Origin of the sequence: Pseudomonas juntendi, assembly GCF_009932375.1 — a bacterium.
Classification (GTDB): Bacteria; Pseudomonadota; Gammaproteobacteria; order Pseudomonadales; family Pseudomonadaceae; genus Aquipseudomonas; species Aquipseudomonas juntendi.
In genome coordinates this window covers 1-23,743 of the sequence record NZ_BLJG01000160.1, presented here as the reverse complement: position 1 = coordinate 23,743, position 23,743 = coordinate 1, and the positions used below count along the sequence as shown (strand labels likewise).

Annotated in this window: 21 protein-coding genes; 1 reads left to right on the top strand and 20 read right to left on the bottom strand. The window is 60.8% G+C overall.

Going from position 1 to position 23,743, the window contains the following annotated elements; genetic code table 11:
- Positions 1-24: 24 nt before the first annotated feature.
- The 20 genes from GYA94_RS19635 to GYA94_RS19540 all read right to left on the bottom strand — a co-directional run bounded on the left by GYA94_RS19635 (position 25) and on the right by GYA94_RS19540 (position 22,592).
- Positions 25-1,335, bottom strand: coding sequence for a secretion/conjugation apparatus DotM-related subunit (locus GYA94_RS19635; protein ID WP_161892920.1), 1,311 nt, complete (start codon positions 1,333-1,335; stop codon positions 25-27).
- 55 nt (positions 1,336-1,390) lie between these two features.
- Positions 1,391-1,609, bottom strand: a complete 219-nt coding sequence (locus GYA94_RS19630; protein ID WP_110676575.1) for a hypothetical protein — start codon at positions 1,607-1,609, stop codon at positions 1,391-1,393.
- 103 nt (positions 1,610-1,712) lie between these two features.
- A complete protein-coding gene (locus GYA94_RS19625) occupies positions 1,713-2,912 on the bottom strand; it encodes an ATPase, T2SS/T4P/T4SS family (RefSeq protein ID WP_110676576.1) in 1,200 nt (399 codons plus the stop codon).
- Positions 2,909-3,856, bottom strand: a complete 948-nt coding sequence (locus GYA94_RS19620) for a type IV secretory system conjugative DNA transfer family protein (RefSeq protein ID WP_255326959.1) — start codon at positions 3,854-3,856, stop codon at positions 2,909-2,911. The genes GYA94_RS19625 and GYA94_RS19620 overlap by 4 nt, the downstream gene beginning before the upstream one ends.
- A gap of 14 nt (positions 3,857-3,870) precedes the next feature.
- On the bottom strand, positions 3,871-4,371 hold the full coding sequence (locus GYA94_RS19615) for a DotD/TraH family lipoprotein (protein WP_232108647.1): 501 nt from the start codon (positions 4,369-4,371) through the stop codon (positions 3,871-3,873).
- Between the two features lie 81 nt (positions 4,372-4,452).
- Positions 4,453-4,977, bottom strand: a complete 525-nt coding sequence (locus GYA94_RS19610; RefSeq protein ID WP_110676577.1) for a transglycosylase SLT domain-containing protein — start codon at positions 4,975-4,977, stop codon at positions 4,453-4,455.
- A 2-nt stretch (positions 4,978-4,979) separates the two neighbouring features.
- Positions 4,980-5,561 carry a hypothetical protein gene (locus tag GYA94_RS19605; protein WP_174824193.1) on the bottom strand — a complete coding sequence of 194 codons (582 nt, stop codon included), beginning with the start codon at positions 5,559-5,561 and terminating at the stop codon, positions 4,980-4,982.
- 151 nt (positions 5,562-5,712) lie between these two features.
- The gene (locus GYA94_RS19600; RefSeq protein WP_161892918.1) at positions 5,713-8,646 is read right to left on the bottom strand and encodes a TraM recognition domain-containing protein; all 2,934 of its coding nucleotides are present in this window, start codon (positions 8,644-8,646) and stop codon (positions 5,713-5,715) included.
- A 10-nt stretch (positions 8,647-8,656) separates the two neighbouring features.
- Entirely contained in the window at positions 8,657-11,719 is a 3,063-nt protein-coding gene (locus tag GYA94_RS19595; RefSeq protein ID WP_110676580.1) for a putative type IV secretion/conjugal transfer ATPase, read from the bottom strand.
- 63 nt (positions 11,720-11,782) lie between these two features.
- The gene (locus GYA94_RS19590; RefSeq protein ID WP_255326958.1) at positions 11,783-12,490 is read right to left on the bottom strand and encodes an HNH endonuclease; all 708 of its coding nucleotides are present in this window, start codon (positions 12,488-12,490) and stop codon (positions 11,783-11,785) included.
- Positions 12,491-12,600: 110 nt separating this feature from the next.
- Entirely contained in the window at positions 12,601-12,981 is a 381-nt protein-coding gene (locus GYA94_RS19585; RefSeq protein WP_110676582.1) for a hypothetical protein, read from the bottom strand.
- A 37-nt stretch (positions 12,982-13,018) separates the two neighbouring features.
- Complete coding sequence (locus GYA94_RS19580) at positions 13,019-13,603, bottom strand: type IV secretion protein DotIE (RefSeq protein WP_110676583.1); 585 nt, start codon at positions 13,601-13,603, stop codon at positions 13,019-13,021.
- Positions 13,604-13,617: 14 nt separating this feature from the next.
- On the bottom strand, positions 13,618-14,241 hold the full coding sequence (locus GYA94_RS19575) for a type IV secretion protein DotF (RefSeq protein ID WP_161892917.1): 624 nt from the start codon (positions 14,239-14,241) through the stop codon (positions 13,618-13,620).
- Positions 14,242-14,251: 10 nt separating this feature from the next.
- Positions 14,252-15,682 carry a DotG/IcmE/VirB10 family type IV secretion system protein gene (locus tag GYA94_RS19570; RefSeq protein WP_161892916.1) on the bottom strand — a complete coding sequence of 477 codons (1,431 nt, stop codon included), beginning with the start codon at positions 15,680-15,682 and terminating at the stop codon, positions 14,252-14,254.
- Entirely contained in the window at positions 15,679-16,692 is a 1,014-nt protein-coding gene (locus GYA94_RS19565; RefSeq protein WP_110676586.1) for a DotH/IcmK family type IV secretion protein, read from the bottom strand. Before GYA94_RS19565 ends, GYA94_RS19570 begins: the two co-directional genes overlap by 4 nt.
- A 2-nt stretch (positions 16,693-16,694) precedes the next feature.
- Positions 16,695-17,459 (bottom strand): DotI/IcmL family type IV secretion protein, encoded by a 765-nt coding sequence (locus tag GYA94_RS19560; protein WP_110676587.1) that lies wholly within the window; start codon positions 17,457-17,459, stop codon positions 16,695-16,697.
- On the bottom strand, positions 17,449-17,715 hold the full coding sequence (locus tag GYA94_RS19555) for a hypothetical protein (RefSeq protein ID WP_161892915.1): 267 nt from the start codon (positions 17,713-17,715) through the stop codon (positions 17,449-17,451). Before GYA94_RS19555 ends, GYA94_RS19560 begins: the two co-directional genes overlap by 11 nt.
- Before the next feature lie 728 nt (positions 17,716-18,443).
- Positions 18,444-19,835: a GABA permease gene (gabP, locus tag GYA94_RS19550; protein ID WP_054882033.1), complete on the bottom strand. Its 1,392-nt coding sequence runs from the start codon at positions 19,833-19,835 to the stop codon at positions 18,444-18,446.
- 368 nt (positions 19,836-20,203) lie between these two features.
- Positions 20,204-21,547 (bottom strand): MFS transporter, encoded by a 1,344-nt coding sequence (locus GYA94_RS19545; protein ID WP_161892914.1) that lies wholly within the window; start codon positions 21,545-21,547, stop codon positions 20,204-20,206.
- 94 nt (positions 21,548-21,641) lie between these two features.
- Complete coding sequence (locus GYA94_RS19540) at positions 21,642-22,592, bottom strand: 2-hydroxyacid dehydrogenase (RefSeq protein WP_161892913.1); 951 nt, start codon at positions 22,590-22,592, stop codon at positions 21,642-21,644.
- A gap of 99 nt (positions 22,593-22,691) precedes the next feature.
- On the opposite strand from GYA94_RS19540, the gene GYA94_RS19535 reads away from it, so the two are divergent.
- The gene (locus tag GYA94_RS19535) at positions 22,692-23,579 is read left to right on the top strand and encodes a LysR family transcriptional regulator (RefSeq protein ID WP_161892912.1); all 888 of its coding nucleotides are present in this window, start codon (positions 22,692-22,694) and stop codon (positions 23,577-23,579) included.
- Positions 23,580-23,743: the final 164 nt, after the last annotated feature.

Genomic DNA, 23,743 nt, shown 5'->3' with positions numbered 1-23,743 from the left:
TATCCAAGCTTCTAGGGCAACACTTCAGACCGCATGTTGCGCAATGGCGGCGGCCTGCTCTGAGGCATGCCTATCGTGCTGCATTTGCTCGTAGCGCTTCTTGTCCGCCTCGGAGTACTTGTAACTGGCCATGGCCAGTTCAAGACCGTTGACCGCCTTGTCAAGCTGCGGCTCTGCCAGCGATATACCCGCTTTGCACTCATACAGGAAATGCGAAAGGATCCCCGGGGCTTCCGGAAAACCAGCCTGGCGCCCTATCGTCTGCAGCGCATACCACATGTCTCGGTCATAGAACCGCAGCCAGCGCATTTCTGCCGGTGGCAGCACCCCCAGGCGGCGCGCCTGGAAGAACATGGCAAAGACGATAGTGCGGACAAAGGCATGCGCATGCAGGATTGCGCTGGCGTTCGGGTGCTTGATGTACTTCTGGATGATCGCCCGGGGCACCTCTAGCGGTATGTCGGGCTTCAGCCAAGCGTATGGGTCAGCACCTTGTGCCGTTTTACCGGTAGGTGCCTGGAACTGGTCCCAGCACCAGGCAACCATGTACTCACTGTCGGCCATCGCCGCCTTGAAGGCAGCGTCATCCAGCGCCGTATCGGTGGCGACTACCCGCGGCAAGGCGATGGCTACCAGCAGGGTTTCAGCGGGTGTGAGGTTGCTGACCCGGGTCCAGTGCTGGCCTAACTGGCGACGCATCACCTCTGTGGCTTTCTCGCGATCCAGGGTTGGCGCCCAGCTGCGATCAGCCTGCTCTTGCCAACCACTGATCAGCAAGTGCTGGTAGGCAAACTGCCGTGATGTCTGCGACATGCCGAACATCGGATGGTCCAGCGGCTGGGCGATCAGGTCGAGCTCGGCGAACATGCGCAGGTGCGGGTACTGCACTTTGTTCTCTTGCACGAAGCTTTGAATCGTGTGCGTCTTGGTGAACTTGAGCTTGGGGTGTGTCCGGTTGACTTGCAGGAACATGCGCACCGCCAGGAGCACCAACAGCAGCAGGAAGAACCCGTTCATGAACAATGACGACGTGGTGATTTCCCCCCACGCCACGCTTGAGAAATCTCGCTGGCAGGCGCCGATGATGCCCTCCGGCGCGCACATGCGCTCAACCCAATGGTTGATTGAGGCGATACCCGGCAGTGCCGCGAAGTCACCCAATACACTCGGCACCCACAGTTCTACATAGCGGATGTAGGTATACACCTTGGCGATCTTGTCATGGGCGAAATACCAGGCGCCCCACCCCCCCAGGTAAAGTACCGCCATGATCCCCAGTAATATGGCGGGGTCATCCCAGGTAAAGCTTTTCTGCCCACCTCCCTGCTGTTTCATGCAACGCCTCCTCTGGCTGCCACGACGATCTGGCCGGTCGTGGCTTCGCTGCCCGCTACCTGGTCAGCTCTTTGAGCAGGTTGTGCGTGGTACGCACACGACCCACCATGAACACCCCGACTCGACGGAAAACCGCGCGTACGGTCATTTTTTTCACCACCTCGATATAAACCAGGCCAATGGTCATGCACAGCGCCAATGGCAGCAGGAACTTCCAAAACGCCGGCACCAGTAGCAACATCAACCATGGCAAGGCAGCGCTGGCGTTGATCACGAAAAAACGTGCAGGTGGAGCGCTTCTGCTCCAGTGGTACCGTCCTGTTGCCATAACCTCTCCGTAAACTCTCTGCAGTCAGCATTAGCGGGTAGCCAACAGCTCAGCCGTGGCGCAAATCGCGGGCCGTCGCCTCGCTGATCAGGCCCTCGGCCAGCAGCCGGTCCGCCTCGGCAGCAAAGGTATGCCCCTCTTCACGCACAAATTCTGCAACCCGCTGGGTTACCCGGCCCATATCGGTCAGGTCCATCAAGTTGTCGCGGACCTGCTCGGTAAACCTCAGCCACGAACGCGCTGCGGTGCGCTTGCCATCAAGCGTGGGCACCAACTTCTGCGCCATCATGAAACGGCTGGTGTCGACCAGGTCATAGATAGCGGTGGCCCGCTCCTGCTCGGGAAAGCGGGAGATCATTCGACGCATGATTGCCGCAACATCCTTGGCGTGGACCGTACCGAACACGGGGTGCCCCGTCAGCGATAGCTCGACCGCTGCGCGAATGGTTTCCTGGTCACGCAATTCGCCGATCACGCACAGGCCGGGCGCACGTCGCATGGCTTCACGGTTAGCCCGGTAAAAGTCCTTGAAATGGGTGGGGATCTGCGACTGCACGAAGATCGAATGCTTGCTCTGCACCTTGTCGTAGGTGAACTCGATCGGTTCTTCATGGCTGATCAGGTTGCCCTTGATCGGCGTGTCGTTTTCCAGAATGAAGCGGTTGATGGCGGCAAAAGTGGTGGTCTTGCCATGACCGGTGGCCCCGGCTACGTAGACGATGCCATCACGGGGTGTGGCCATCCTGACGATTTCCTCGCTCAGGCCCACCTCCTGGATACGTGGCGGGTCATCGGGGATGGCCCGAATGACTATCTGGCACGAAGTATCACCATGACACGCGATAGGCGAAGCGTTGACGCGATAGGCATAGCGCAGCCGCGCACCCCGGGCATCCTTGCGCTCCGGGTCGAACAGTTCGTAGCGCTCGTTGACCGCAGTACCAGACACGATATCGGTGGTGGCGGTATCCCGGTTGGCCGCCATCTTCAGCAACTCGTTGACCTCCCCGACGTCCAGCGCACGTCGGGTGACCGCATACAATCGCCCGTACTTCTTCACCACTACCGGCAATGCCGGCTGGATGAAGATGTCGCTCACACCATGGGCCAGGGTTTCCAGCATCATTGCCTTGAACTGGTCGGCCCGGTCAAAACGGAACGGGTCTTCGTAGCTGGTCAGGCGCTCCAGGCGCTCGATCAACGCGCCCGGCTCCAGCATCATCAGGTCATCACGCACGGCTTGGGTCATTGCCGCCCGCCTTCAGCGCCCGCTGCCGGGCCTCGCACCTGGCTGCCCGCCGGTACGGTGGGCGCATTGGCAGCTGCAGGCTGGCGCACAGCAGCTGGCGATGGTGCCGGGCTGCCTGTGTGGTTTACCGCCGCGCGGGGTAACGGGTGGGCAATGGTGGAGGTCGCGATCGAACTACGCCATACGTTCATGTTGTCGTTGAACTCTGGCAGCGCGGTGATACGCAACAAGGTTTCATCTACCGCCATCGACCGCCCTTCACGGGTCACCGGGATCGCCGCCCCGGAGATTATCGGCATAGTGACCTGGCCATGCCGGGCAAACTCGCTGAAACGGCGCATCCCTTCGATATCGCGGTTCATACGGTCGAAGCCGTAGGTCAGCATCAGGTTGGCCTGCTCGACACCTTGGTGCCAGCCCTCGCGCACAGCCAGCTTCCACACTCGCTCCTCCTCGTCCGAACGCGGCACCAGGGCCGATACCAGTGAGGTACGGTCGAAGCTGGGCAGCGGGAAGCTCAAGTATTCGCGCCAGCTGGGCGGCACCGACGAAAAACGTGCCTGGGACTCGATCTTGTAGGCCGCCCCCGACAGGCGCAGGGTGTAGTCGCCATTCTGGTTGTAGAGGTTGCGTGCCTCGGTAATGACCGGCGGCACAACCCGGTCCTGAATCATCAGGCTGCTGAAGTCGTATACCGTATCGAACTCGCGCTCGCGCAGCTTGAGTGCCTTGTTGATATTGGTCAGCTGCCACGCCAGGCCAGCTTTCACCCCGACCTGCAGTGCCGCATCGAGAATGGCCTCACCGCGCGCAGCCGATGCCTGGTTCTTCTCGTCACGCATCGCCTCCACCGCCGACCGCGCATCAGCCGAGTCGCCCTGCTGTTGCACATAGGCAGGCTTGTCATAGAGGCGCTCGGCATCTTCGAGGGTCATCGGAGGCATGTCCATCGCCATGCTCAGCCCCTCCCCAACGCCAGTGGCACTGGCTTGTAGATCAGGCGCAGCGTATTGGTGCTCTTGTCCAGCACCACGTCGGCGCCGGTGTCGATCTGTGCCCCCACGTCCTTGAGCACGTTGATCGGCGTGGCTTTGCGCACCCATACATTGATGGGCTTGAGGTCCACGCGCTTGCCGCTTTCGACATAGGCATAGCCATAGCGGCTGGCGAATGTCTGCAGCAGTTCCTGGGGTTTGCCGATGAAATCGATATCAACCTGGTCAGTGTCGACTGCAGCCTGCCGCGAAGCCACTCGCGCCCGGTCGGCATTCAGCCGCGAAACGTAAGCGTGCTGGGAGTTGACCGCCACCGACACCTTGTCTGCGATGATCCGGCTGGCGAATGCCTCGGTGTCCTCGGTAGTAGGCTTGGCAGAACTTGCGCAACCACCCAGCGCCACCATTGCCAGCAGTACACCGCCAACTTTGAAGGCGCGTGCACCTATGAGTATTCCTTTCATGTAAAAACTCCTGAAGTTGTCTTGTTCATCGACCGGGGGCAACGGGTGCCCGGGTGCATCGGCACCCTGTGGCGGCCGACCTTACTGGTAGCTCACCACCAGACGTGCGTTGCGCTGCCGTTCCAGGTACTTGCCCCATTTGACCGCCAGCGGGATCAGGTCCTTCTTGTAGATGTCGTTGAATTTGCGGGTTCGCGAGTGATAGTTGGCAGCTCGCGTCCAGAAGTCCTGGCCGTTGTTCTCGTCGAGCTTCTGGCGCAATAGCCAGGCCGCCAGTTCGGCGTTGTAACAACCGCGCCAGGCAACATCAGACTTGGTGATCGCCGGGTACGAAGCGAACACGCCTTTCGGGCCCCAGTGGGTGGTATTGATCTGGAAGTGGCCGAGGTCGAAGGTGCCGTTGCGGTTCGACACGCTCTGGCCGTTCTTGCCGCTTTCCTTGCTCGAGATGGCCAGCAGCACGTTGGCCGGCACACCCTGGCGCTGGGCCGCCTGGACGACACAGGCGATATCGGCCGGGCGCACGGCGTAAAAGTCATCTGCCCCTGCCTGCACAGTGCCGCACACAAGCAGAGCAAACAGCCACCGGTACCGATTATGCGCCATGGTCAGATGATCCATTTCTGGTGCTGAAACCAGAACCAGAAAGCGCCCTCGACAAACAGCTGGCCGCTCGACACCTGCCAACTGCGGTAGGACTTCTTCATACCGAAGATCCACAGCGCGAAGCCGATCGACAACCAGTTGAGGGCAATCAGAATGCCCGCACCGCTGGCCAGCATGTAGATGAACCCGGCAGCGGCAATGACGCTGGCAATGAAAAACGCCCTGGAGTGCAACTGATGGCTCCGGGCAATGCGGTCGATCTCGTCGCGCTCGATGCTGGTCAGCTGCGCCTTGACGCGCTCGTTGCGGTAGCGCGCAGCATGCGCCTTGACCTGCTTGACATCATCCTCTTCGAGCAAAGCGAAGTCGCAGTTGTTGCAGCCCCAACGGTGCAGCACGCGCATCTTGCCTTTGGGTACCTGCTCGAACGCTTGCGGGTCATCCTCCGCCTTTAGCAGCACGCCCCGCTCGCACTCCGGGCAAGCAGGGCTGAAGCTGGAACGCCAGAGTGCCTTGATGTGCTGGTTGCCCATGCGCAGTTGGTTCACCCCCAGCGCCGCCATGGGCATGGTGACAAACGCCAACTTCGCGGCCTTCTTCCCTGAACTGAACAACCCCATCGCCTCACCCTAGCATGCAAACATTCTGATTTCTGATTATCTGTGAGATATCTATCGTCGTCAATTTATGACAAACAATAATGCCCACTCCGGCCGCTGATCACGTTGCCTGCAACTAGTCCTGGGGTCGCTCCTTCATCAGCACGCGGCACTGTTCCTGCAGCTCATCAAGCCGCTCCCGCATCCCTGCCACGCTTTGGGCTGCAGGTTCGGGCGCTACGTTGTAAGCGGTTTGCCGGGCAATCTCTGCACAAGCCTGCTCGATACGTTCTTGCGCCGCCCATTTATCCGAAAGCGAGGCAAAGCCCCCGCCGCTTGCCATCAGCTGCATGTCGAGCATCTGCTGCGGCAAGGCAATGGCCAGTTCGCGCGCCCATTCATCGTCTAGCGCCTGCTCGTCAACTACCGCAACCGCTGGCGCCACCGGGGGCACTGCCAGCTGGTCCGCGACCGCCAGAATGCAGGCCTGGATGGCTTCCGGGCCCAGGGGGTCAAGCTGCGGGGCTGGGCCCGTAGCCGCAGGCAACTGCTCGGGAGCCTTGGGCTGAGGTGGTTCTACCAGTGGGGCGCTGGGTGCCGACTGTTTGAGATCACCGGACAAATACGCGCCAAGCACGCCGAACGAAGTCTCCTGGCGGCCGAGCAAGGGCCGGTCCGGGTCGGCATAGTTGTGCTCGAAAACACTGTGCATGCGGGCGAAGGTAGGGTCACCTTTGACGACAGCGCGTACTCTGCTGGCGAAGGAACCATCCTTCAGACTGTCGACGAATGCCTGGCGCGACTGCCGGTTCTGCGGCAGGTCCGACGGTTCGGGCGGCTCGACCGGAATGAAATCGTTGATGCGCATTTCCTTGGGTGCCGGCCCGGCCGTGTAGAAACCCAGGCCGCGGATAAGCGCCACGCCACCCGTCTTGCCATTCTGCGCTTTCTTGCCAATCAGGAAGGTGAACTCGCCGTTCTCCTGCATGGCCACGTCATCGTAGTTCAAGCGGCTGCGTTGCTCGATGGCGATATTGTCCGATTGCCGCAACTTTTCATTGCCTGCTGTGCGTTCGAAACTGCCCAGCATGGCCTGCGCGGATTCCGCAGCGGCGCCCTGCACGCGCCGCCAGGTTTCCGACTCAGTGCCCGAGGTCAGGCGGCCGACAGCGCGGATGTTGGTGTTCTCCCAGGTGGCGTCCGCCTCTTCGGCACTGGACTTCTTCAACGAGGAGAAATCCTGCGCAGCAAAGGTCACACTGAAGCCAAGGCTGCGCGCCTGGGCCGGGGCAACGGCGAACCCGACTACAGCGTAATAGCCGTATTCGTCCAGGATGGTGTAGAAGGGGAACTTCGAGCCGGTTGGCCGGCTGTCGATGATCTCGCGCACTACGCCCTCGACCCGGTTACCCAGGCAACCGGCCATCATCTGCTTGATGCTGCCGACGATCATCTTGCCAAGCATGCGCATGCTGTCCGGGGCGCGCTCCAGCGCCGGCAGCAGGACCACCAGCAAGCGGCGGTTGATCACCACATCGTAGAAGTCCACGTCGCCGACGCGGGTCTTGAAGATATGGCCGTAATTGAATGTCAGGTCATTGAAGATCCGCCCAAGCTGCATGACGATGTAGCCGTGCTGCTCCAGGGTCTTGGTCTCCTGCTTCTTGAACTTTGCCTTCTGATAACCGGGCAATGTCAGCAGGTAGGAGCGCAGTGGCGCCACGATCACGTCGAACATCTCGCCGTATTTACCGCCATGCTCCCACACCAGGTCCTCGATAACGTTCAGCTCGAAATATTCCAGGTACTTTTCCGGCGACAGGTTGATGAAACCCTTGTCGCGCAGGTAGGTCAGCGGCCGCGTCAGCGCCGCCACGAACATGATTGCCCGCCCCTTCCACATGTCACCGCCGCCACCGGAGTCATCCATCAGCGAGACGATCAGCTCGATCAACATGCCAGATGAGGTATTGCCCATCATGTTCATGTTGTTGGTGACCTTGTCGACCTGCTTCTCGACGAAGTCGCGCCCCGAGGTGATGAAGTTGATGATCAGCAGGTCATCTTCGCGGCCCAGGTAGCGCGAAAGGCGGAAAATCTCTTTCTGCAGCTTGGGGTCGCCCTTGCCATCGACGTAGATGAAGCCGGTGTTCTGCACCAGGGCGTTGAACACGATACCCAGCAGCAGCTCGGTATTGTGGGTCACCAGGCTGTCGTCGGTGATGTACAGGTGGTGCGGGTGATCAATCTCGATACACTGGCACGGCGCGCGGCCCGCAGCAGTCACTTTCCAGACCTCGGCCCAGCCATTGAACTTGGCAGAACCGCGCTTTTTGCGCACCTTGGGCAGCATCACCACAACGCCACGCGCCATCAACTCACGGATGCCGTCGGTGGTCAGGGTATGCGCCTCTTCACTGCCATCCTGCCCGCAAGCAAGGACCCGCCACAGGTGATCGCCCGTGGCTTGCGCCCGCCGCCCATCGCGCGTGGCAACGGTCCAGATCGGCTGAACGCCCTGTTCGATCACCCGCAGCACCGCAGCCTGCTTTCCATCGGGGGTGCACACACTGTCACCGACCCGGATACGACCTATCTCGACCCAGCCGGCTGGCGTCAGCACCTTGGCATGCTTGGGCTGCGGCTTGCCCGAGCCGGTGGTTCCCAGCACCAGTTGGTGGGTGCGCAGGTCACTGTCGCCGGCGTAGATCTGCTCTTTGCTTTCCAGATCGTTACCGAAGAGGGTCACGCCTTCGCCTTTCTTCTTGCCCTTGTACGAGCCGTCATTGACGTTCGCCAACTTGGGCACACGGTAAGGGAAGTCGAAAGTGCGATGGTCTACGTCAACGAACTTGCGCTTGAACGCCCAGGCCAGCAGTAACAGCAGCTCACCGGAGAACGGGACCTTGATCAACACCAGCGCCAGCACCGGCAGCGCGAACGTTCCGAAAACCGCACCATCGGCCGACTGGAAGAAATCACTGAAGCGCTGCCCGGCCAGGCGAGTGTCCTTGCGCCGGCGGCTGCTGTTGATTTCATGCTGACGGGATGCGCCCTTGTACTGAGCCATCTGTCACTCCCTACACTACGTCTTCGAATGCACTGGCGCTGATGTAGTCAGCTACCAGGTCTTTGGCGATCCGCGCAATTACCGACTGCTCCATGTCGTCATCGACGAACTCGACGTCCTTGAACGTCTCGCGCTTCAACCGCTCGACCATGTCCTTGCACCCCCCGGACGGAAAACGCCGGGCCAGCAGCGCCAGGGCGTCGGGGCGCGGCATGTGCTCGTAGAGCATGGTCCGCAGCTTGCGGTCCTCGGCGGTGGTCGTCAGTGCCCACAGGCGCATCGGCCCGGCCGACATGGTGAACAGCTGGCTGTAGGTCGCGTTCTTGGTTTCGAAGCGGGCCAGGAAGGTACAGCCGTGCTTGTTCGCACCGTGCACGAAATTGACCAACGCATGCTCCTCGGTGTCGGAAAGGCCGATGTTCTTGCGCAGCCAGTCACGGGTTTCCTTGGTGCCCGAATCGAGGATGAAGGTGGCCGTGGCGATCTTGGTCAGCGGGCCGAAGTCTTCCATCAACTGCGAAGCCAGGATGATTTCCATGTTCCACTTGCGCGCCTCACGGCCATCGGTCTGCATCTGCTCTTGCAGACCCACATGGCCACCGGTCTTGTGGAACTCGTCCATGCACATGACCTTGTATTCGTCCACCAGGTCGGCCACGAGGCGCTCGTAGAACGGCAGGTATTTCTCGGTGAAGAACGGGAAGTCCTCCTTCGAGAAGGCCACCTTCTTCATGAAGCACTGGCGCGCGATCATGTACATCAACGCGGTCTGTTTCTTGGCCGAGGCAGAGCCCTGCAGGGCCACGTCCTGCAGGTCCAGCGCCACGATGCGGGCACTGCCGACATCGAAGCGGGTATGGTCGGCAAACACCGGGAAATCGCCTACCGCCTCGCGAATACCCAGGATGAAAGCATCGACAAGGCTGCGCCCGACCTCACCAGAGCCTTCGTACTCGGCGCGCACCTCTTCGGTTGAAGCAACCGCGACCAGGTCGTTGAGTGTGGGAACCGCGTAGCGCTGGGTAACTTCCGCCTCATACACCATGCCTGCATCGAACATTGCATCGACCAGCTCCCAGTAGGTAGTGGCTGGCAGAATGCGCAAACCCAGCTTCGCCACGGCATCGTCGACCACGTCATTGTGCCCAGGCTTGTAGGTTTCCGGGCTGGCCCGCTCGATCTTGTCATCCTTGCGCCGGTACGCCAGGTCGACCATGCGGCCGACGAAGTTGCTCATGCCTTCATAGGGCTTTTCACGTTCAGGCGGGGTAACCAGGATGGTCAGGAAGTTCTTGTTGAACTCGCGATCCTTGGGTAGCGGGTAACGTTGGCCCAACGGAGTGTCCAAGGGGTTGATGCAGTCCTTGCGGGCATTCTGCAAACGTTTGTACACCACCAGGTGGTGCAGCCGCTGTGGCAGGTTATCGCGCACCAGGTCGCAGAAACCGGACGAAGAAATACCGATATCGGTGATGCCGATGTAGGGCAACCCGGTCAGCCCTGGCATCAGGCACGACTCGAAGTGGTTGTTGTTCATCAGCACCGACTTGCCCGAACCGGGCTTGCCGGCGATCAGGGTGATCCACGTGGTCTGTTGCGATGAAAAGCGCTGGTACTTGAGGATTTTGCCATCCAGGCTGCGATAGATCGTCGAACCTTCCTGGAACGGCGAGGCCGGCCGCGTCAGCGGCAGCATGGCCACCGCATCGCCTAGCGGCGCGGCGGCCGGGTCGCCGAGGTGCTTGGTGGTCAGGGCCAGGCAGTTGGACTGAAATGCCTGCATCGGGTTACCGGTTCGCTCGATGAACACGGGCTGCCCCCAGGCTTCCAGGGTGCGCCAGAGCTTGGACTTGCGCAGGGCCAGTTCCTTCACGCCCTTCTCGTCCGGACTGGCCCAGGTCATCGCGGCCACTTGCAGCTTGACCATGCACTCACCATCACGCACCCGCTCGCGCAGTTCCTTGGTGGCAAGGTTGATGTTGCGGTTCTGTTCGGAGGTAACCGACAGCAACTGGGCGAACAGACTCTTCCAGGCCAGCACACTCATGCCGTCGGAAGACAGCATGAACGACACCGAGTACGGCAACGCGCGTGACACACCGTTTTCCTGGGTTTCCGCGCGGTTCAAGCTGTTGAACAAAGTGTTGAAGTATTGCGGCTCCGCTGGCGGAATCGACATGAGCAAGGGTGCGTACACACGCGAGCCAACCCGCACACTGGTCGGGTCTGGCAACAGGCTGGTGCGCTCGCCGCTCCCGATTTCAGCTGAAGTCACCATGATCTGGCTAGGCAGCGTAGGGTACATGAACTCGGACATGTCGCCGCTTCGCCCACTGGTCTTCCAACGCATGGGGATGGCACTGCCCGGGATATAAGGCTTCCAGGTACGCGGGGTGATGTCTGGGTTCACCTTGGCGCGGATGGCGCGAATGGCTTCGCTGACATCCAGTATATCCGCCGAGCAACCGAACTCGGGGGACGTCAGGTCTTCGGAGATCTTGGTGACGAAGGAAAGGTGGCGGTCCTTGAGATAGGAAATCGGCCGCAGCAGGTTCTGCGCCTCCGCGGTGGCCGGCCACTGCGACTGTTTCCTGAATTCGTTCAATGCCTCGCGCGCCATCGACCTTTCGGTCTGATCAAGCAGCGCAGGCCGCGACCAGAACACCAGGTAGCACTCTTCGTCATACACATACTGGGCGTACTTGCTCACCCCTTCGTTGATGAGGTGCCGCACGTTGAGGTTCAGCCGCTCGGCGGTGGCTGCCTGCTGCAGCGCGTTCTGCTCCAGCGGCGCGGTGGCATCCAGGTCCCGGCTGAAGACAATTTGCAGGTGATGGCCGCGCACCTTGAAGTACACCGAGAGCGACGCTTCCAACAGGCTGACCAGGCGCTCGAACTGCTCTCGGCCGAGCACGCTCTTGGTGCCATTGAAGCGCACGATGGATGCCAACGAACCGTCGTTGGCGACGATGGCCTGCCCACCATCAACGGTTTCCAGGTCGCAATAGTCCTGTACGTCAGCCTTGAGCTGGCTCAGCACTGTCAGGATCACCGCCTCGAGTTTGTTAAACATTTCCTTGTTCTCCCTTGCCAACGCTCTCAACGGCGAGACTGAGCAGTTGCTGGTGCAGCTGCATCAAACAAAATTCTTCAGTAACTGGCCGCTCAATACCGACCAGTTATCGGGTAGGAACAGCGAGCGGTTATGGGCCGCATAATATTCAAGTTGGCCATCTTTGAAGGCGTTCTTGGTGGGAAACAGCCGCAGGGGCGCCAGCCATTGGGCGCGCTTGGCATAATCTTCATCGCTGACCAGTTGTTTGCTCGCGAGTGTTTCCGCCACACTCAGCACGGTAACCACTTCGCCACCAAATATTGCTTTGAGCGTGTCATTGCCACGAAACTTGAAAGCTGCCAGCAGGCTGGCAAACTTCTCATTGACCGCAACGTTATCCAGTAATTCGTTCACGTAGATACAGCGGGCAATATGGTTGATCTCGGTTTGCGTCAGCTCCTGGACGGCGACGAAAAAACCGGTGTCATTCATGGCGCAGGCGCCGAGGTGATGAACCTGACGGCACAGGTTGCACGCCGTCACCAGGTTTTCCTTGGTGCAGTTATCGGGGTTGCCATCCAGGGCATGAAGCTCCTGATACTTGGCAGACTTGAACCCGCAGTAGCGACAGGTGTAGTTGTCGCGCTGCCACACCGAAGTGCGAAGCTTGCTGTACTCGGCGCTGAACAGTTTGCGTTGGTCATCATCAGAGCGCCACAGCGGCCGGCGCACACCAAAGACTGGTTGATTGGCCGTTCGGCAGAGATAACCACCCGACAGGGTGGGCACCGTGTGCTCCCCCCGCGCAGAAGCGTTTGTTTGGCTCACGTCCGAATACCCCCGAAACTGTGCTTGAAATGCGGGGCTTTGCGCCCCGCCTTGGAGTCAACGACGCAGGTTCAGTTGACCAGCGTGTTGCGCATGATCCACATCACAGTACCGACACCCGCCATCAGGCCGCCGATGAACAGGCCGACAATGGCCGACATCGGCTTCTCACGCTCATCTTTGGAGGCTTTCCACAGGGTGTACAGGGAGATGGCGACCACCACGAAACCACCTACCGAAACCAGCGAGATCAGCAGCGTGGCGCCGCCCTGAGCAGTGTCATCGATGTTGGTCATGACGTCGCTGGCGGTTTTGCCGCCAGACTTGTCCTGGGTCAGGTCGGTTTTGTCGATGGCAAACGCCGAGGGCGCCGCCAGAGCACCGATCACAGCGGTGGTTGCACGAACTTTGGCCGAATCGTACGCAGCTTTCAGAGTTTTGAGTGCTTTCATGAGTGACGCTCCTTGTATTTCATATTTCAAAAAGCCGTTACGACCACGGCGTGAATAGGCCAACCAGATTGAATCCGATTGTGTTGTTGAGTACATCGCTGAACCACTTGAAGTTCCACGCCAGCACACCCCCGATAATCCAACCAAAGGCAGTACCGAGGCCGGCTTGAGTTTGGTTGTTGTAATAACCGTTTATCGTCAACCACCCTTTCACCATGGCGATGAAACCAACAACCTGCATAATGCCGAGCAGTGCCAACGTCGCCAGTTGTGCCTGCTCTTGCAATGTGGTGCCGGTCGAGGAATACGACAACATGCGCGAGTTTGCATAATCCCCGGTCAGGGTGCGCGACATGATGCCCATCCATTCCAGCGTACCGATCGCCAGCAAGATAGAGCCGATCACCAACTGCACACAGGCAGAGCCGATAGAAAAGCGCTGTCGCCCTGCCACATATTTCAATGCATTGTCATGGGTAACACCCCATAACTCGATCAACGCCGCGCCGGTCAGATAGAGACCGATGAGCACGGCAATTCCCTGGCACATCATGATCGCCGTGGGGATGACTTTCCCGACATTGACCATTACATCCACTAGATCGGCAAATCCGGCTGCCATGACAACGTTCCTGTTTAAAGAGCGGGTGAAGTAACGACGATGCCGCTGTCGCGATCGACCGCCAGTACTTTCAGTTCACGCTGGGCCGGCGGCAACGGGTCTCCGGCCTTGACGCTGTCTTCACCTTCGCCGTGCTTGACCCAGGCCCGGTGCCCAACCACCGCCTGCACCTTGTAACCCGTGGATTGGGGGATCGGGTGCGCACGTTTGGCATAACTTTGTGCGGCAGCTGGCGCCGGCTCCCTGCGCGGGGGCTTGATCACCTCGACATGCTGGCGGCTGTTCTCGTACGCCCCCATACGTTGCTGCAGGCTCGACAGGGTGGTATCCAGGGCTTTGATCTGGCTCAGCAACAGCTGGGTACTGCGCTGCGATTCCTCACGGACGATCTTCAGCTGCTTTTCGCTGTTTTCCTGAGCCTGCAGCGCCGCCTGGGCCTGCTCACGGGACTTGGCCAGCTCAATGCTCAGCACATCCATGCGTGCCGGCTGCGCCATTTGTGCCTGGCTCTGCGTCACGCGCTTGGTCTTTGCCGCGGGCGAGGAAGTCGCCTTGATCACGACCACGGCGAGCACGATGAGCGCCAGGAAGCTGCCGGCGAAAACGCCGATGAGTTTTCCGAACGACCAGTTCTTCATGTCGAACTCCTTATCGAGATTGATCGTGAACGTCTTGCAGGAAGAACAGGCCAAAGCCTTTGTTCGCAGGCGTTGCATAGGTGGCCGGGCGGTTGAAGCCACGGCGCACTTCCGAAGCGATCGCGGTGCCCATTTCCCCCACCGACGAGCCGATCACCTGCTTGGTCGAAGGCTCGGTAGTGGTCTGCGCCACCACACCACTCGGGCTGATGACCGTGGTTCCCGCCGTCTGCTGATAAGCACGCCCATAGCCCGACAGCAGCGAAGCCGCCCCCAGGGCGAAGTAGCGCTCCATGGTGTGGTGATCCTTGGTCTCGGCAATGCCCTGCTTGGCATCATCCTCACGCAGTGCCACAGCGCTGATGCGCATCGTCGGGCGAGGGTCGTTCACCGGCGGCGCGAGAATGGTGAACTTGACGCGGATGTTGTCCGGGGCCTGCTCGATCTTGCCGATCAGCTTCGAACCATTCCACTTGCCACCGCGAATGGTGGCCAGTACATCGCCGCCATCATCGGTGTTGATCTCGGAGTCCAGCGTGGCATACATGATGGTGCCGGTCTTGATCAGCATGGTCCGGTCGGTGTCACCCACAGCCTCAATGGCATTGGGATCCTTGTCGTCCTTGGTGGCGCGTGCCGCAGTGGCCATCGCACTGCTGGCGGGGCGTTCGACCGGGTAGTAGCTGACGGTGCTGAAGCTGCTTTTCTCCGCGAAGCCTTTAGCGCTCTCCGATTCGCCCATCAACTGCTTGATCGACTTCAGCGTTTCGCTTTTCAGCTCACTGACATATTGGTCGCGTTGCTCCTCGGCTTTTTTCAGCTCCTCTTCCAGACGCCTGCGTTCCTGCTCAAGCGCCTGAGCGTTGGCTGCCCCGGACTGCTGCGCAACCTGCAGGGTTTGACGCGGCGGTTGGCCAGCACCGATGTAAATCTCGGGCTGCTGCTGGCTGCCATCAACGTACGGCTGCCCTGGGACATTGAACTGAGCACTCTGGCCACGGGCAGCGTCCCTGCCCGTGGACTGCACGATGTTGGGGTCGAAGCCAGGCTGGTATGACATCCCGCGTTCGGCTGCCTGCTCGGCCTCCAGTGAGCTGCGCTGCGCACGGCGCTCTGCTTCGGTCGCGGAGATAGGGTCGATCGAGACTTCGGGTTGCGGCGCATTCGGCACGTCCACCGTGGACGCCTTGCCAGTGGGCGCGCTTTTCGAAGACATGCCGTTGTAAGCCAGGGCGCCTAACGCGAGCACGACCAACCCGGCAGCAATCAGCGAGACCTTGCCAACACCAGAACCGAACACCGCCTGCAGGTTGCGCCGCATCTCATCGGACTTGCGTGCCTTGTTCCCCTGCTCGCCGGCTTCCCCGTGGCGCTCGGCGACCAAGTGCTCGTCCTCTTCATCGAAGCCAGAGTCGTTCGGCGGCATGTTGTTATCACTCATTGCAGATTCCCTTGCTCGATGAAGACGGTTACGGCCTGCCCGCCAGTCGTGAACGTGACACTGTTCTGCAGCCCTGCGTAGCGATACACCGCCACACCGGTGGTGCTCCGCGCAGCGTTGGTGTAAGCCGGGTATTGCGCGTCAGCCTTGGCTTTCACGTACATGTTCGGGCCATAACTCCAGGCTTCCACGCCTTCCAGGCCGGTCACTTTCAGGCGGTTGGCCTCTTTCGGCGGAACGCCATCCAGGAAGTAAGTCAGCGCTTCGTCAATCGACGGCATGCGCAGCATTGCCACACTCGCCGCCGCGTCCGGGTTGCGGCCCGGCACCTTGGCATCGACCCGCATGTCCACTTCTTCCTGCCCGGCAGCGAGGATGAGGATGATCGGTGTTGCCAGGCCGCGCAGGGTCACGGTGACATTGCCATAGGCCGCTGCAGTGGCAGGGTCCAGGGTCAGGATGTTGGTCGGCGCGGCTGTGCCGTTCTGACCGCCCTGCGCGCCCTGCTCGCGACCGTCACTGAACAGTTCGCGGTTGATCGACACGTTCTGGATCATCCATGGCTGACCGGCATAGTCGGAGAACACGATCGACGACTGCTGGCCCTTGCTCAGGCGCACGATAGGTGGCGACACGCCTGGGTCTAGGTTCAGCGCAAGTGTGCGAGTCACCGGTTTGGGCGGGCTAACATAGGCCGTGGCCTTCTGCTTTTCCCGTTCCAGCCACAGCTGCTTGATCAACTCGACTTGCGACGATGTCAGTTGCGAGTCGTGCACGTCGTTGACGGTGTCGCTGATGACATCCTCCGGGCGCGGATAGACCACTTGAGCCGCACTGGACACTTGCCGGCCAAGACCATTCATCGGCGGCTGGGGGGGAGCCTCGCTGCCGTGCGCGGCGCCGACCTGCCCTGGGCCACCCTCAGGGGGCGGCGCAACCTGCGCCTCGTCGGCAAAAGCAGGCAAAGCGATAGCGCTCGCAAGCAACGATGCGATCAGATGCTTCTTCATGGTCACTTCCTTGAGGTGTACGGCGACAGCTGAACAGAATCGACGGCAATGCCTTTGGTGTTGGTGGCCGAGGCGGGGATCTGGACGATGGTCACGGCGGCGAGGAAGTCCTGGCGCGAACGCGGTTGCTGGTCGCCGCCTACATAGAACTCGATGGCAATCGGGACCTGCACCAGCCAGTAATTCTGCCCAGTGGCCAGGACACCGGCCTCTTCGACCTGAGCAACCTGGGTCGCCATGGCGCGCAGAATCATCCGGCCCTTGAGCACGCGCTCCAGGTTACCGGAGTCATCCAGCGTTTTGAGGAAGGCCTTGCGCCCCTCGTCGGTGTACCAGCGGGCACCCGCAGCATTGAGGTTGGAACGGTAGTTCACATAGTCGTAGGAATACGAATTGACCACCGCATCCTTGGCGTACTCAGCCAACGTTGCCGGGGTCACCCGTGGGTTGCTTTCGGTCGAGACTTCACAGATTGCGTGGTTATCCGTGGTGGGGATCCAGCGGTACTTCGGGTACCAGAACACCACCGCAGCGATGGTTACCCCAAACACGCAGGTCAGCGCCAACAGTTGCCCCCACACGCGCTTGTTGCGACGTTTGAGGTCAAGGCATTCGAGCTGCAGGCGCTTCACTTCACGGACAGTGGCTGCGGCTTCACCAGGCGTTTCATCCAGCGCCAGTTCCAGCAGCTTGTCTTCGTCGGTGCCCTGCCGAGCCTCCTGCGCTTCACCACCAGGGGTTCCGTGTTGGGTTTCCTTACTCGACATTGCGGATTTCCCCTGTCGTTCCGTCGTAAATGCAAATCGAGTCGGTTCCGTCATAGAACACGACATTTTCAAAATTGGTTTGCGTCACCAGCCAGATGGCAGCAATCGCAACTAACGGCAGCAGCCCTATGCACGCCCACTCGCCAACGTTCAGCAATACACCCAGCAAACGGTTGTACCGCCGCAATGCTCGAACATCCACATCCGCGCCTGCACCGCTGCCCCATGACGTGTTCATAGCCCCCAGATCATCCATATCCTGCTCCATGCGGCGGCATTTTCATCCAAAACTTAGAAAGCTGCAACAGCGAAATTTTGACAGATTGGGATAATAGCTGCAATGTGCGACGCATTTTGACACGCAGGTGACTGCCCCTTTGACACCTAAATAGCTAAGCGAAGGCCGGCACGAAGGCCTAGCCACCCTAAAGCAGTACGATAATTCGCTCAAAATACCCAATAAAAACAGGTTATTAGGTGCCACACGGCAGAGCTGGCCTACGCGAAAGCTACCCGTCAAGCGGAATTCGAAAAATAGAGCAGAGGCGATAATTTCGATGCTTAGCGCCCCCTCATAGCAGCCCTATACCGGGGCGAATCGAAGGTGCCAGACCCGGCTATCAAAAAGCCTTGAATGCCTTGTAATTCGTGGCTTTGATCAGTATTTTGCTAAGTACGCAGAAAGGTTGACGCCGAAACGTTCAAACGTGGCTTTGGTGGGAAAAAACAGGCCAAAAAGGCGCGGAATGGAAGGGCAGCGCCTAGGTGAGATGCGTAAAATACGTTTTTTAACTTTATGCACAAATTTCCGTGATAGCGGCTTTTTGATATCACATTGCCATCACTCTGTGCAGTCATTTGCCACCGGCTTCACTCGAGCACCCTGATAGGGTCGCAGCGCATCAAGCGGCAGCTTTGCCCAGCGCAAAAAACAAAAGGCACCTATCCATAGGTGCCTTCTGCCTTGACCCCGGGTGAACCCACTCACCCCATCGACCGCGCCCCTACCGGTTGCGCATGGCCCCGCGAAGTCACGATGCCCAGGAAGGAGATCACAATCGCCAGCCCCAATGTGGAGCTCACCTCCGCGCGGTGCTCAGGCGTGTACATCATGACCGCCAGCGCTCCGCCAATGAAAATGATCACCGCCCAGGTCAGGTACGGGAACAGCCACATGCGGAACTTCAGCTCGGTGTTCTCCCGCTCCAGGCGGCGGCGCATGCGTAGCTGCGAGATGGCGATGACCATGTACACCAGCAAGGCAATAGCGCCAGAGCTGGCCAGCAGGAACTCGAACACACCCTTGGGCGCAAAGTAGTTGAGGATGGCGATGGCGGCCCCGATCAGGGTGCTGCCAAACACTGCCGCACGCGGCACACCAACCTTGGAGGTCTTGTTCAGGAAGGCCGGGGCGTCACCGCGCTTGGCCAGCGAGTACATCATCCGCGAGGCGATGTAGATCGACGAATTCATGCAACTGGTTACCGCCACCAGCACCACCAGGTCGACCATCAATGCCGCGTTGGGGATGTTCATGATCTCCAGCGCACGTTGGTACGACCCCACCACCGCCAGCTGCGGATCGTTCCACGGCACCACCGAGATGATCACGAAGATCGACAGGATGTAAAAGGTACTGATGCGCCAGATCACCGAGCGGGTAGCCTTGGCGATGTTGCGCGACGGGTCGCTGGACTCGGAAGCCGCAATGGTCACGGCTTCGGTGCCGATGAAGCTGAACATCACGGTAATGAACGCCCCGACCACAGCCGACCAGCCATTGGGCGCAAAACCGCCGTAGTCAGCCATCAACCCGCTCAAGCCGCTGACTTCGCGGTTGGGCAGCCAGCCCATCAGCGCGGCAAAGCCCAGGCCGATGAAACCGAGAATGGCCGTGACCTTGAGGATGGCGAACCAGAACTCGAACTCGCCGTACTTGGCCACGCTGAACAGGTTGGTCCCGGCCAGCAGCAGCACCGAGGCCAAGGCGAAGATCCAGCTGTCCACCTGGGGGAACCAGGCGTTCAGCACATGCCCGGCGGCCAGCGCCTCGATCGGAATGACCAGTACCCAGAACCACCAGTACAACCAGCCGATGGTGTAGCCGGCCCAGCGGCCGATGGCCTGGTCGGCGTAGGTGGAAAACGATCCGGTGTCAGGGTGCGCCACGGCCATTTCGCCGAGCATGCGCATGACCAGAACCACCAGGGTTCCGGCTACGAAATAGGAAATTATGGTGGCTGGGCCGGCTGCCGCAATGGCGTGGCCAGAGCCGACGAAAAGTCCGGCGCCGATGATGCCGGCGATAGACAGCATCGTTACGTGTCGTGGCTTGAAACCTTGTGCAAGGTTGCCATCAGATCCCACGGTGTTCATTGATGTTGTTCTCTTTTTGCTGACACAAGGATGGACGGGCAGGCGTAGGCGAAAATAGCTCCTTTGGGTTGGGGAGGTCGACACAATGCTCGCATGCTGTTGTTGATCTTTGGCACGCGTCACAGCGCAAGGTGTCAGTGCGGTTCGGGCTTCATTTAAGCCCCGCGGGGCGGTGCGAAATTACACGAGAACGCCCCGGAACTGTTCGATCACGACAGGGCATTTCCCTTGGCGCCAGATGTCGCGAATGGCATGCCCAATCGCGCCATCGGGCCGTTGGGCGCTTTTGTTTTTCATGTGGTTGTGTATTGCCTGCCAACCACAAAAAAGCCCCGGTCTCCCGGGGCCTCTGTTGCCAAGGCGTCTGCCTACGCCTGCCCGGTACGCTCGAAGCGCCTGGCCAGCAACAGGTAAGCGAGGATCCCCAGCACGCCATGGGCGGCCACGAACCAGAGTGCGTTGTGGAACGAGCCGGTGCTGGCCACTACGTAGCCGATCACCAGTGGGGTGACGATGCCGGCAATGTTGCCGATGCCATTGAACACACCACCGCACAGGCCCACCATCTTCGTCGGCGCCACATCCGACAGCACCGCCCAGCCCACCGCCGCCAGGCCCTTGCCGAAGAAAGCCAGGGTCATCAGGGCGATCACCGCCGCGTTGCCATCTACATAGTTGGCCAGCACCAGGCTGGTAGACAGCGCCATGCCAATGATGAACGGGGTCTTGCGCGCTCTGGACGGGTGCACGCCGCGGCGGATCAGCCAGTCGGATACGAAGCCACCCAGAATGCCGCCCGTGAAGCCGCAAATGGCCGGCAACGCGGCCACCCAGCCAGCCTCCATGATGGTCATGCCGCGCCCCTTGATCAGGTAGATCGGGAACCAGGTGATAAAGAAGTAGGTCAGCGCGGTGATGCAGTACTGGCCCAAGTACACCGCCCACAGGTTGCGGCTGGTGAACAGTTGCGCAAGCTCTGCGCGGGTCGGCTTGCTTCTGGCTGCCTTGCGCTCCTGTTCCAGGTCGACCAGGGCGCCACCCTCGCGCATGTAGTCCAGCTCTTCGCGGGTCAACCCCGGGGCGCTGTGCGGCTCATGGTACAAACGGAACCAGACCACGCTCAGCAGCAGCCCCAGCACACCCATCCAGATAAACACCTGCTCCCAGCTCATGGCGTGGGTCATCCACGCCATCAAGGGCGCGAACACCACCACCGCCATGTACTGCGCCGAGTTGAACAGTGCCGATGCCGTGCCACGTTCGCGGGTCGGGAACCAGCAGCTGACAATGCGCGAGTTGGCGGGAAAGGCCGGCGACTCCACCAGGCCGAGCATGAAACGCAGGGTGAACAGCGCCACCGCCGCCGAGGCACCGGCCAGCCCCATCCAGCCCACAGTGCCTTGCAGCAGCGTGAACAACGACCAGAGGATCAGGCTGATGCCGTAGACACGCCGGGCACCGAAGCGGTCGAGCAGCCAGCCGCCGGGTACCTGGCCCAGGGCGTAGGCCCAGGCGAATGCGGAGAAGACCATGCCCAGCATGACCGGGTCCAGGCCCAGGTCCGCGAGCACCTCGGTGCCGGTGATCGACAAGGTGGCGCGGTCGGCATAGTTGATGACGGTAATGACAAAGATCAGCGCCAGGACCAGGAAGCGATGGCGACCGATCCCGGCCAGGGCCTGTGGTGCGGCGACGGCGGTTTTGCTGTTCATGTGGACCCTCTTGCTTCTCGGTGGAAGCGATTGTTCTTGTGCGCAGAAGGGGTGGCCCTGGGGCCTTTGTGTTGCCTGTGCCCGCGAAAGGGCCCTAAAGGTGAACCACCCGATTCGGCGGCAGCTCACCGCGGAAACAGGCCTCAAGGTTGAGCAACACCATGCGCCCCATCTCCAACCGGGTCTGCAGCGTGGCGCTACCCCGATGCGGTTGCAGGCTGGCCTGGTTCAGGTCCAGCAAGGCCGGGGGCACGTATGGCTCGTCTACGAACACATCCAGCCCGGCCCCGGCAATGCGCCCTTCGCGCAACGCCTCGACCAGTGCGGCTTCATCCACCAACTTGCCGCGCGCCACGTTCACCAGGTAACCCTGCGGCCCTAGCGCCTCCAGCACCTCGGCCGTCACCAGCACCTGCCCGCCGTCGGCGGCAGCGGCGACCACCAGCACATCCACCGACCGCGCCAGCTCTACCAGGTCCGCCTCATAGCGGTAGCCTGTGCCTGGCTGCTCGCGCCGCCCGTGGTAGGCAATGCTCATGTCGAACGCAGCAGCGCGGCGGGCGATTGCCTTGCCCACCTGGCCAAGGCCGACGATGCCCAGGGCGCAACCGCTGACCCGGCGTGCCAGTGGCAAGTCGACCTTGCCCCACAAACCATCGCGCACCAGCCGCTCACCCTCGCCCAGGCGGCGCAGGCTGCTGATGATCAGCCCCATGGCCAGGTCGGCAACGTCGGCAGTCAGCACGCTTGGGGTGGTGGTGACATGAATGCCGCGGCTGGCCGCATGGCCCAGGTCGACAGCGTCGGTGCCGATGCCACTGATGGCGATGATCTCCAGCGCAGGCAGCTGGTCCATCAGCCCGGTGGGCAAGCCTTTGGCACCGCCGGTAACCACGCCGCGAATGCGCGGGCCGGCCTGTTCCAGTAGCTGTTGCGGGTTGGGCTGCTGGTACAGCCGATGGACCTGATAGGCACTGACCAATTGGGCATCGATGGCCTCAGGCAAGGGCTGGGTCAACAGCACTTCGATGGGGGGGGTGTTCATCGTGGGCGTCCGGCAGTTCAAAGACATGACCTGATGCTAGGCCGCCCTTTGATACAGGTCTAATATAGATGCTGGATTGAATAATTCAGGAATTGAATCATGGAGCTGCACCAGTTGCGCTGCTTCGTGGCCGTGGCCGAAGAGTTGCATTTCGGCCGCGCCGCTACCCGCCTGCACATGACCCAGCCACCCTTGAGCCGGCAGATCCAGCTGCTGGAACATGCCTTGGGCGTATTGCTGCTCGAGCGCAACAACCGCCAGGCGCGGCTGACCCTGGCAGGCCAGAGCTTTCTCGAAGACGCGCGGCGCATCCTGCAGATCGCCGAGTCGGCCAGCCAATCGGCGCGGCGCATCGCCCACGGCGAAGCCGGCCGGCTGACCTTGGGGTTCACCGCCGTTGGCGCCTACAGCATGATCCCGCGCTTGCTGGTGCACGCCGGGCAGACGTTGCCGGATATCGAACTGGTGCTTAGCGAGCGCGTCTCCAGCACGCAGGTGCACGACCTGGAAGCGGGGCTGATCGATGTCGGCCTGGTGCGCCAGGTGCTGCCCAGCGCGCGCGTGCAGTACTTGCCGATCCATCGTGAACCCTTCGTCGCCGCCCTGCCCGGCGGGCATGGGCTGGCGGCGCGTGACCGGCTCAGGCCGAGCGATTTCGACAAGCAACCGTTCGTGATGTACAGCGCCAACGAAGGGCGTTATTTCCATGACCGTATCGCCAACCTGTTTGCCCGGCATCACGTGCAGCCGCAGTACTTGCATCAGTTGGGGCAGACGCATTCGATCCTGGGCCTGGTCAATGTGGGGCTGGGGTGCGCAGTGGTGCCGGCCTCGGCGCAAGCCCTGCGCCTGGAGCAGGTGGCATTCAGGCCACTGGTCGGCATGGAGCAGCAGGCAGAGATCTTCCTGGCGTTTTGCCGGGATAACCCCAACCCGGTGCTGGGGGCATTCGTGGAGATGGCGCGGGCGTTTTTTGAAGCAGGTTGACACGGGGCTGCTGGCCTCTTCGCGGGCTTGCCCGCTCCCACAGGTTGGCGCAAGATTCCAGATCCTGCGCCGGACCTGTGGGAGCGGGCAAGCCCGCGAAGAGGCCCGCAGGGTCCGCCACAACCTCGTTTCTCAAACGCCCATGCCGAGTATTCTGGTGGTGC

Excerpts from the sequence above, each read along its gene's own strand:
- GYA94_RS19625 (WP_110676576.1), bottom strand. The coding sequence starts at position 2,912 with ATGACCCAAGCCGTGCGTGATGACCTGATGATGCTGGAGCCGGGCGCG.
- GYA94_RS19570 (WP_161892916.1), bottom strand. The coding sequence starts at position 15,682 with ATGAGTGATAACAACATGCCGCCGAACGACTCTGGCTTCGATGAAGAG.
- GYA94_RS19615 (WP_232108647.1), bottom strand. The coding sequence starts at position 4,371 with ATGAAAGGAATACTCATAGGTGCACGCGCCTTCAAAGTTGGCGGTGTA.
- gabP (WP_054882033.1), bottom strand. The coding sequence starts at position 19,835 with ATGAACACCGTGGGATCTGATGGCAACCTTGCACAAGGTTTCAAGCCA.
- GYA94_RS19620 (WP_255326959.1), bottom strand. The coding sequence starts at position 3,856 with ATGCCTCCGATGACCCTCGAAGATGCCGAGCGCCTCTATGACAAGCCT.
- GYA94_RS19555 (WP_161892915.1), bottom strand. The coding sequence starts at position 17,715 with ATGGATGATCTGGGGGCTATGAACACGTCATGGGGCAGCGGTGCAGGC.
- GYA94_RS19600 (WP_161892918.1), bottom strand. The coding sequence starts at position 8,646 with ATGGCTCAGTACAAGGGCGCATCCCGTCAGCATGAAATCAACAGCAGC.
- GYA94_RS19585 (WP_110676582.1), bottom strand. The coding sequence starts at position 12,981 with ATGAAAGCACTCAAAACTCTGAAAGCTGCGTACGATTCGGCCAAAGTT.
- GYA94_RS19575 (WP_161892917.1), bottom strand. The coding sequence starts at position 14,241 with ATGAAGAACTGGTCGTTCGGAAAACTCATCGGCGTTTTCGCCGGCAGC.
- GYA94_RS19540 (WP_161892913.1), bottom strand. The coding sequence starts at position 22,592 with ATGAACACCCCCCCCATCGAAGTGCTGTTGACCCAGCCCTTGCCTGAG.
- GYA94_RS19610 (WP_110676577.1), bottom strand. The coding sequence starts at position 4,977 with ATGGCGCATAATCGGTACCGGTGGCTGTTTGCTCTGCTTGTGTGCGGC.
- GYA94_RS19565 (WP_110676586.1), bottom strand. The coding sequence starts at position 16,692 with ATGAAGAAGCATCTGATCGCATCGTTGCTTGCGAGCGCTATCGCTTTG.
- GYA94_RS19545 (WP_161892914.1), bottom strand. The coding sequence starts at position 21,547 with ATGAACAGCAAAACCGCCGTCGCCGCACCACAGGCCCTGGCCGGGATC.
- GYA94_RS19635 (WP_161892920.1), bottom strand. The coding sequence starts at position 1,335 with ATGAAACAGCAGGGAGGTGGGCAGAAAAGCTTTACCTGGGATGACCCC.
- GYA94_RS19595 (WP_110676580.1), bottom strand. The coding sequence starts at position 11,719 with ATGTTTAACAAACTCGAGGCGGTGATCCTGACAGTGCTGAGCCAGCTC.
- GYA94_RS19580 (WP_110676583.1), bottom strand. The coding sequence starts at position 13,603 with ATGGCAGCCGGATTTGCCGATCTAGTGGATGTAATGGTCAATGTCGGG.
- GYA94_RS19560 (WP_110676587.1), bottom strand. The coding sequence starts at position 17,459 with ATGTCGAGTAAGGAAACCCAACACGGAACCCCTGGTGGTGAAGCGCAG.
- GYA94_RS19535 (WP_161892912.1), top strand. The coding sequence starts at position 22,692 with ATGGAGCTGCACCAGTTGCGCTGCTTCGTGGCCGTGGCCGAAGAGTTG.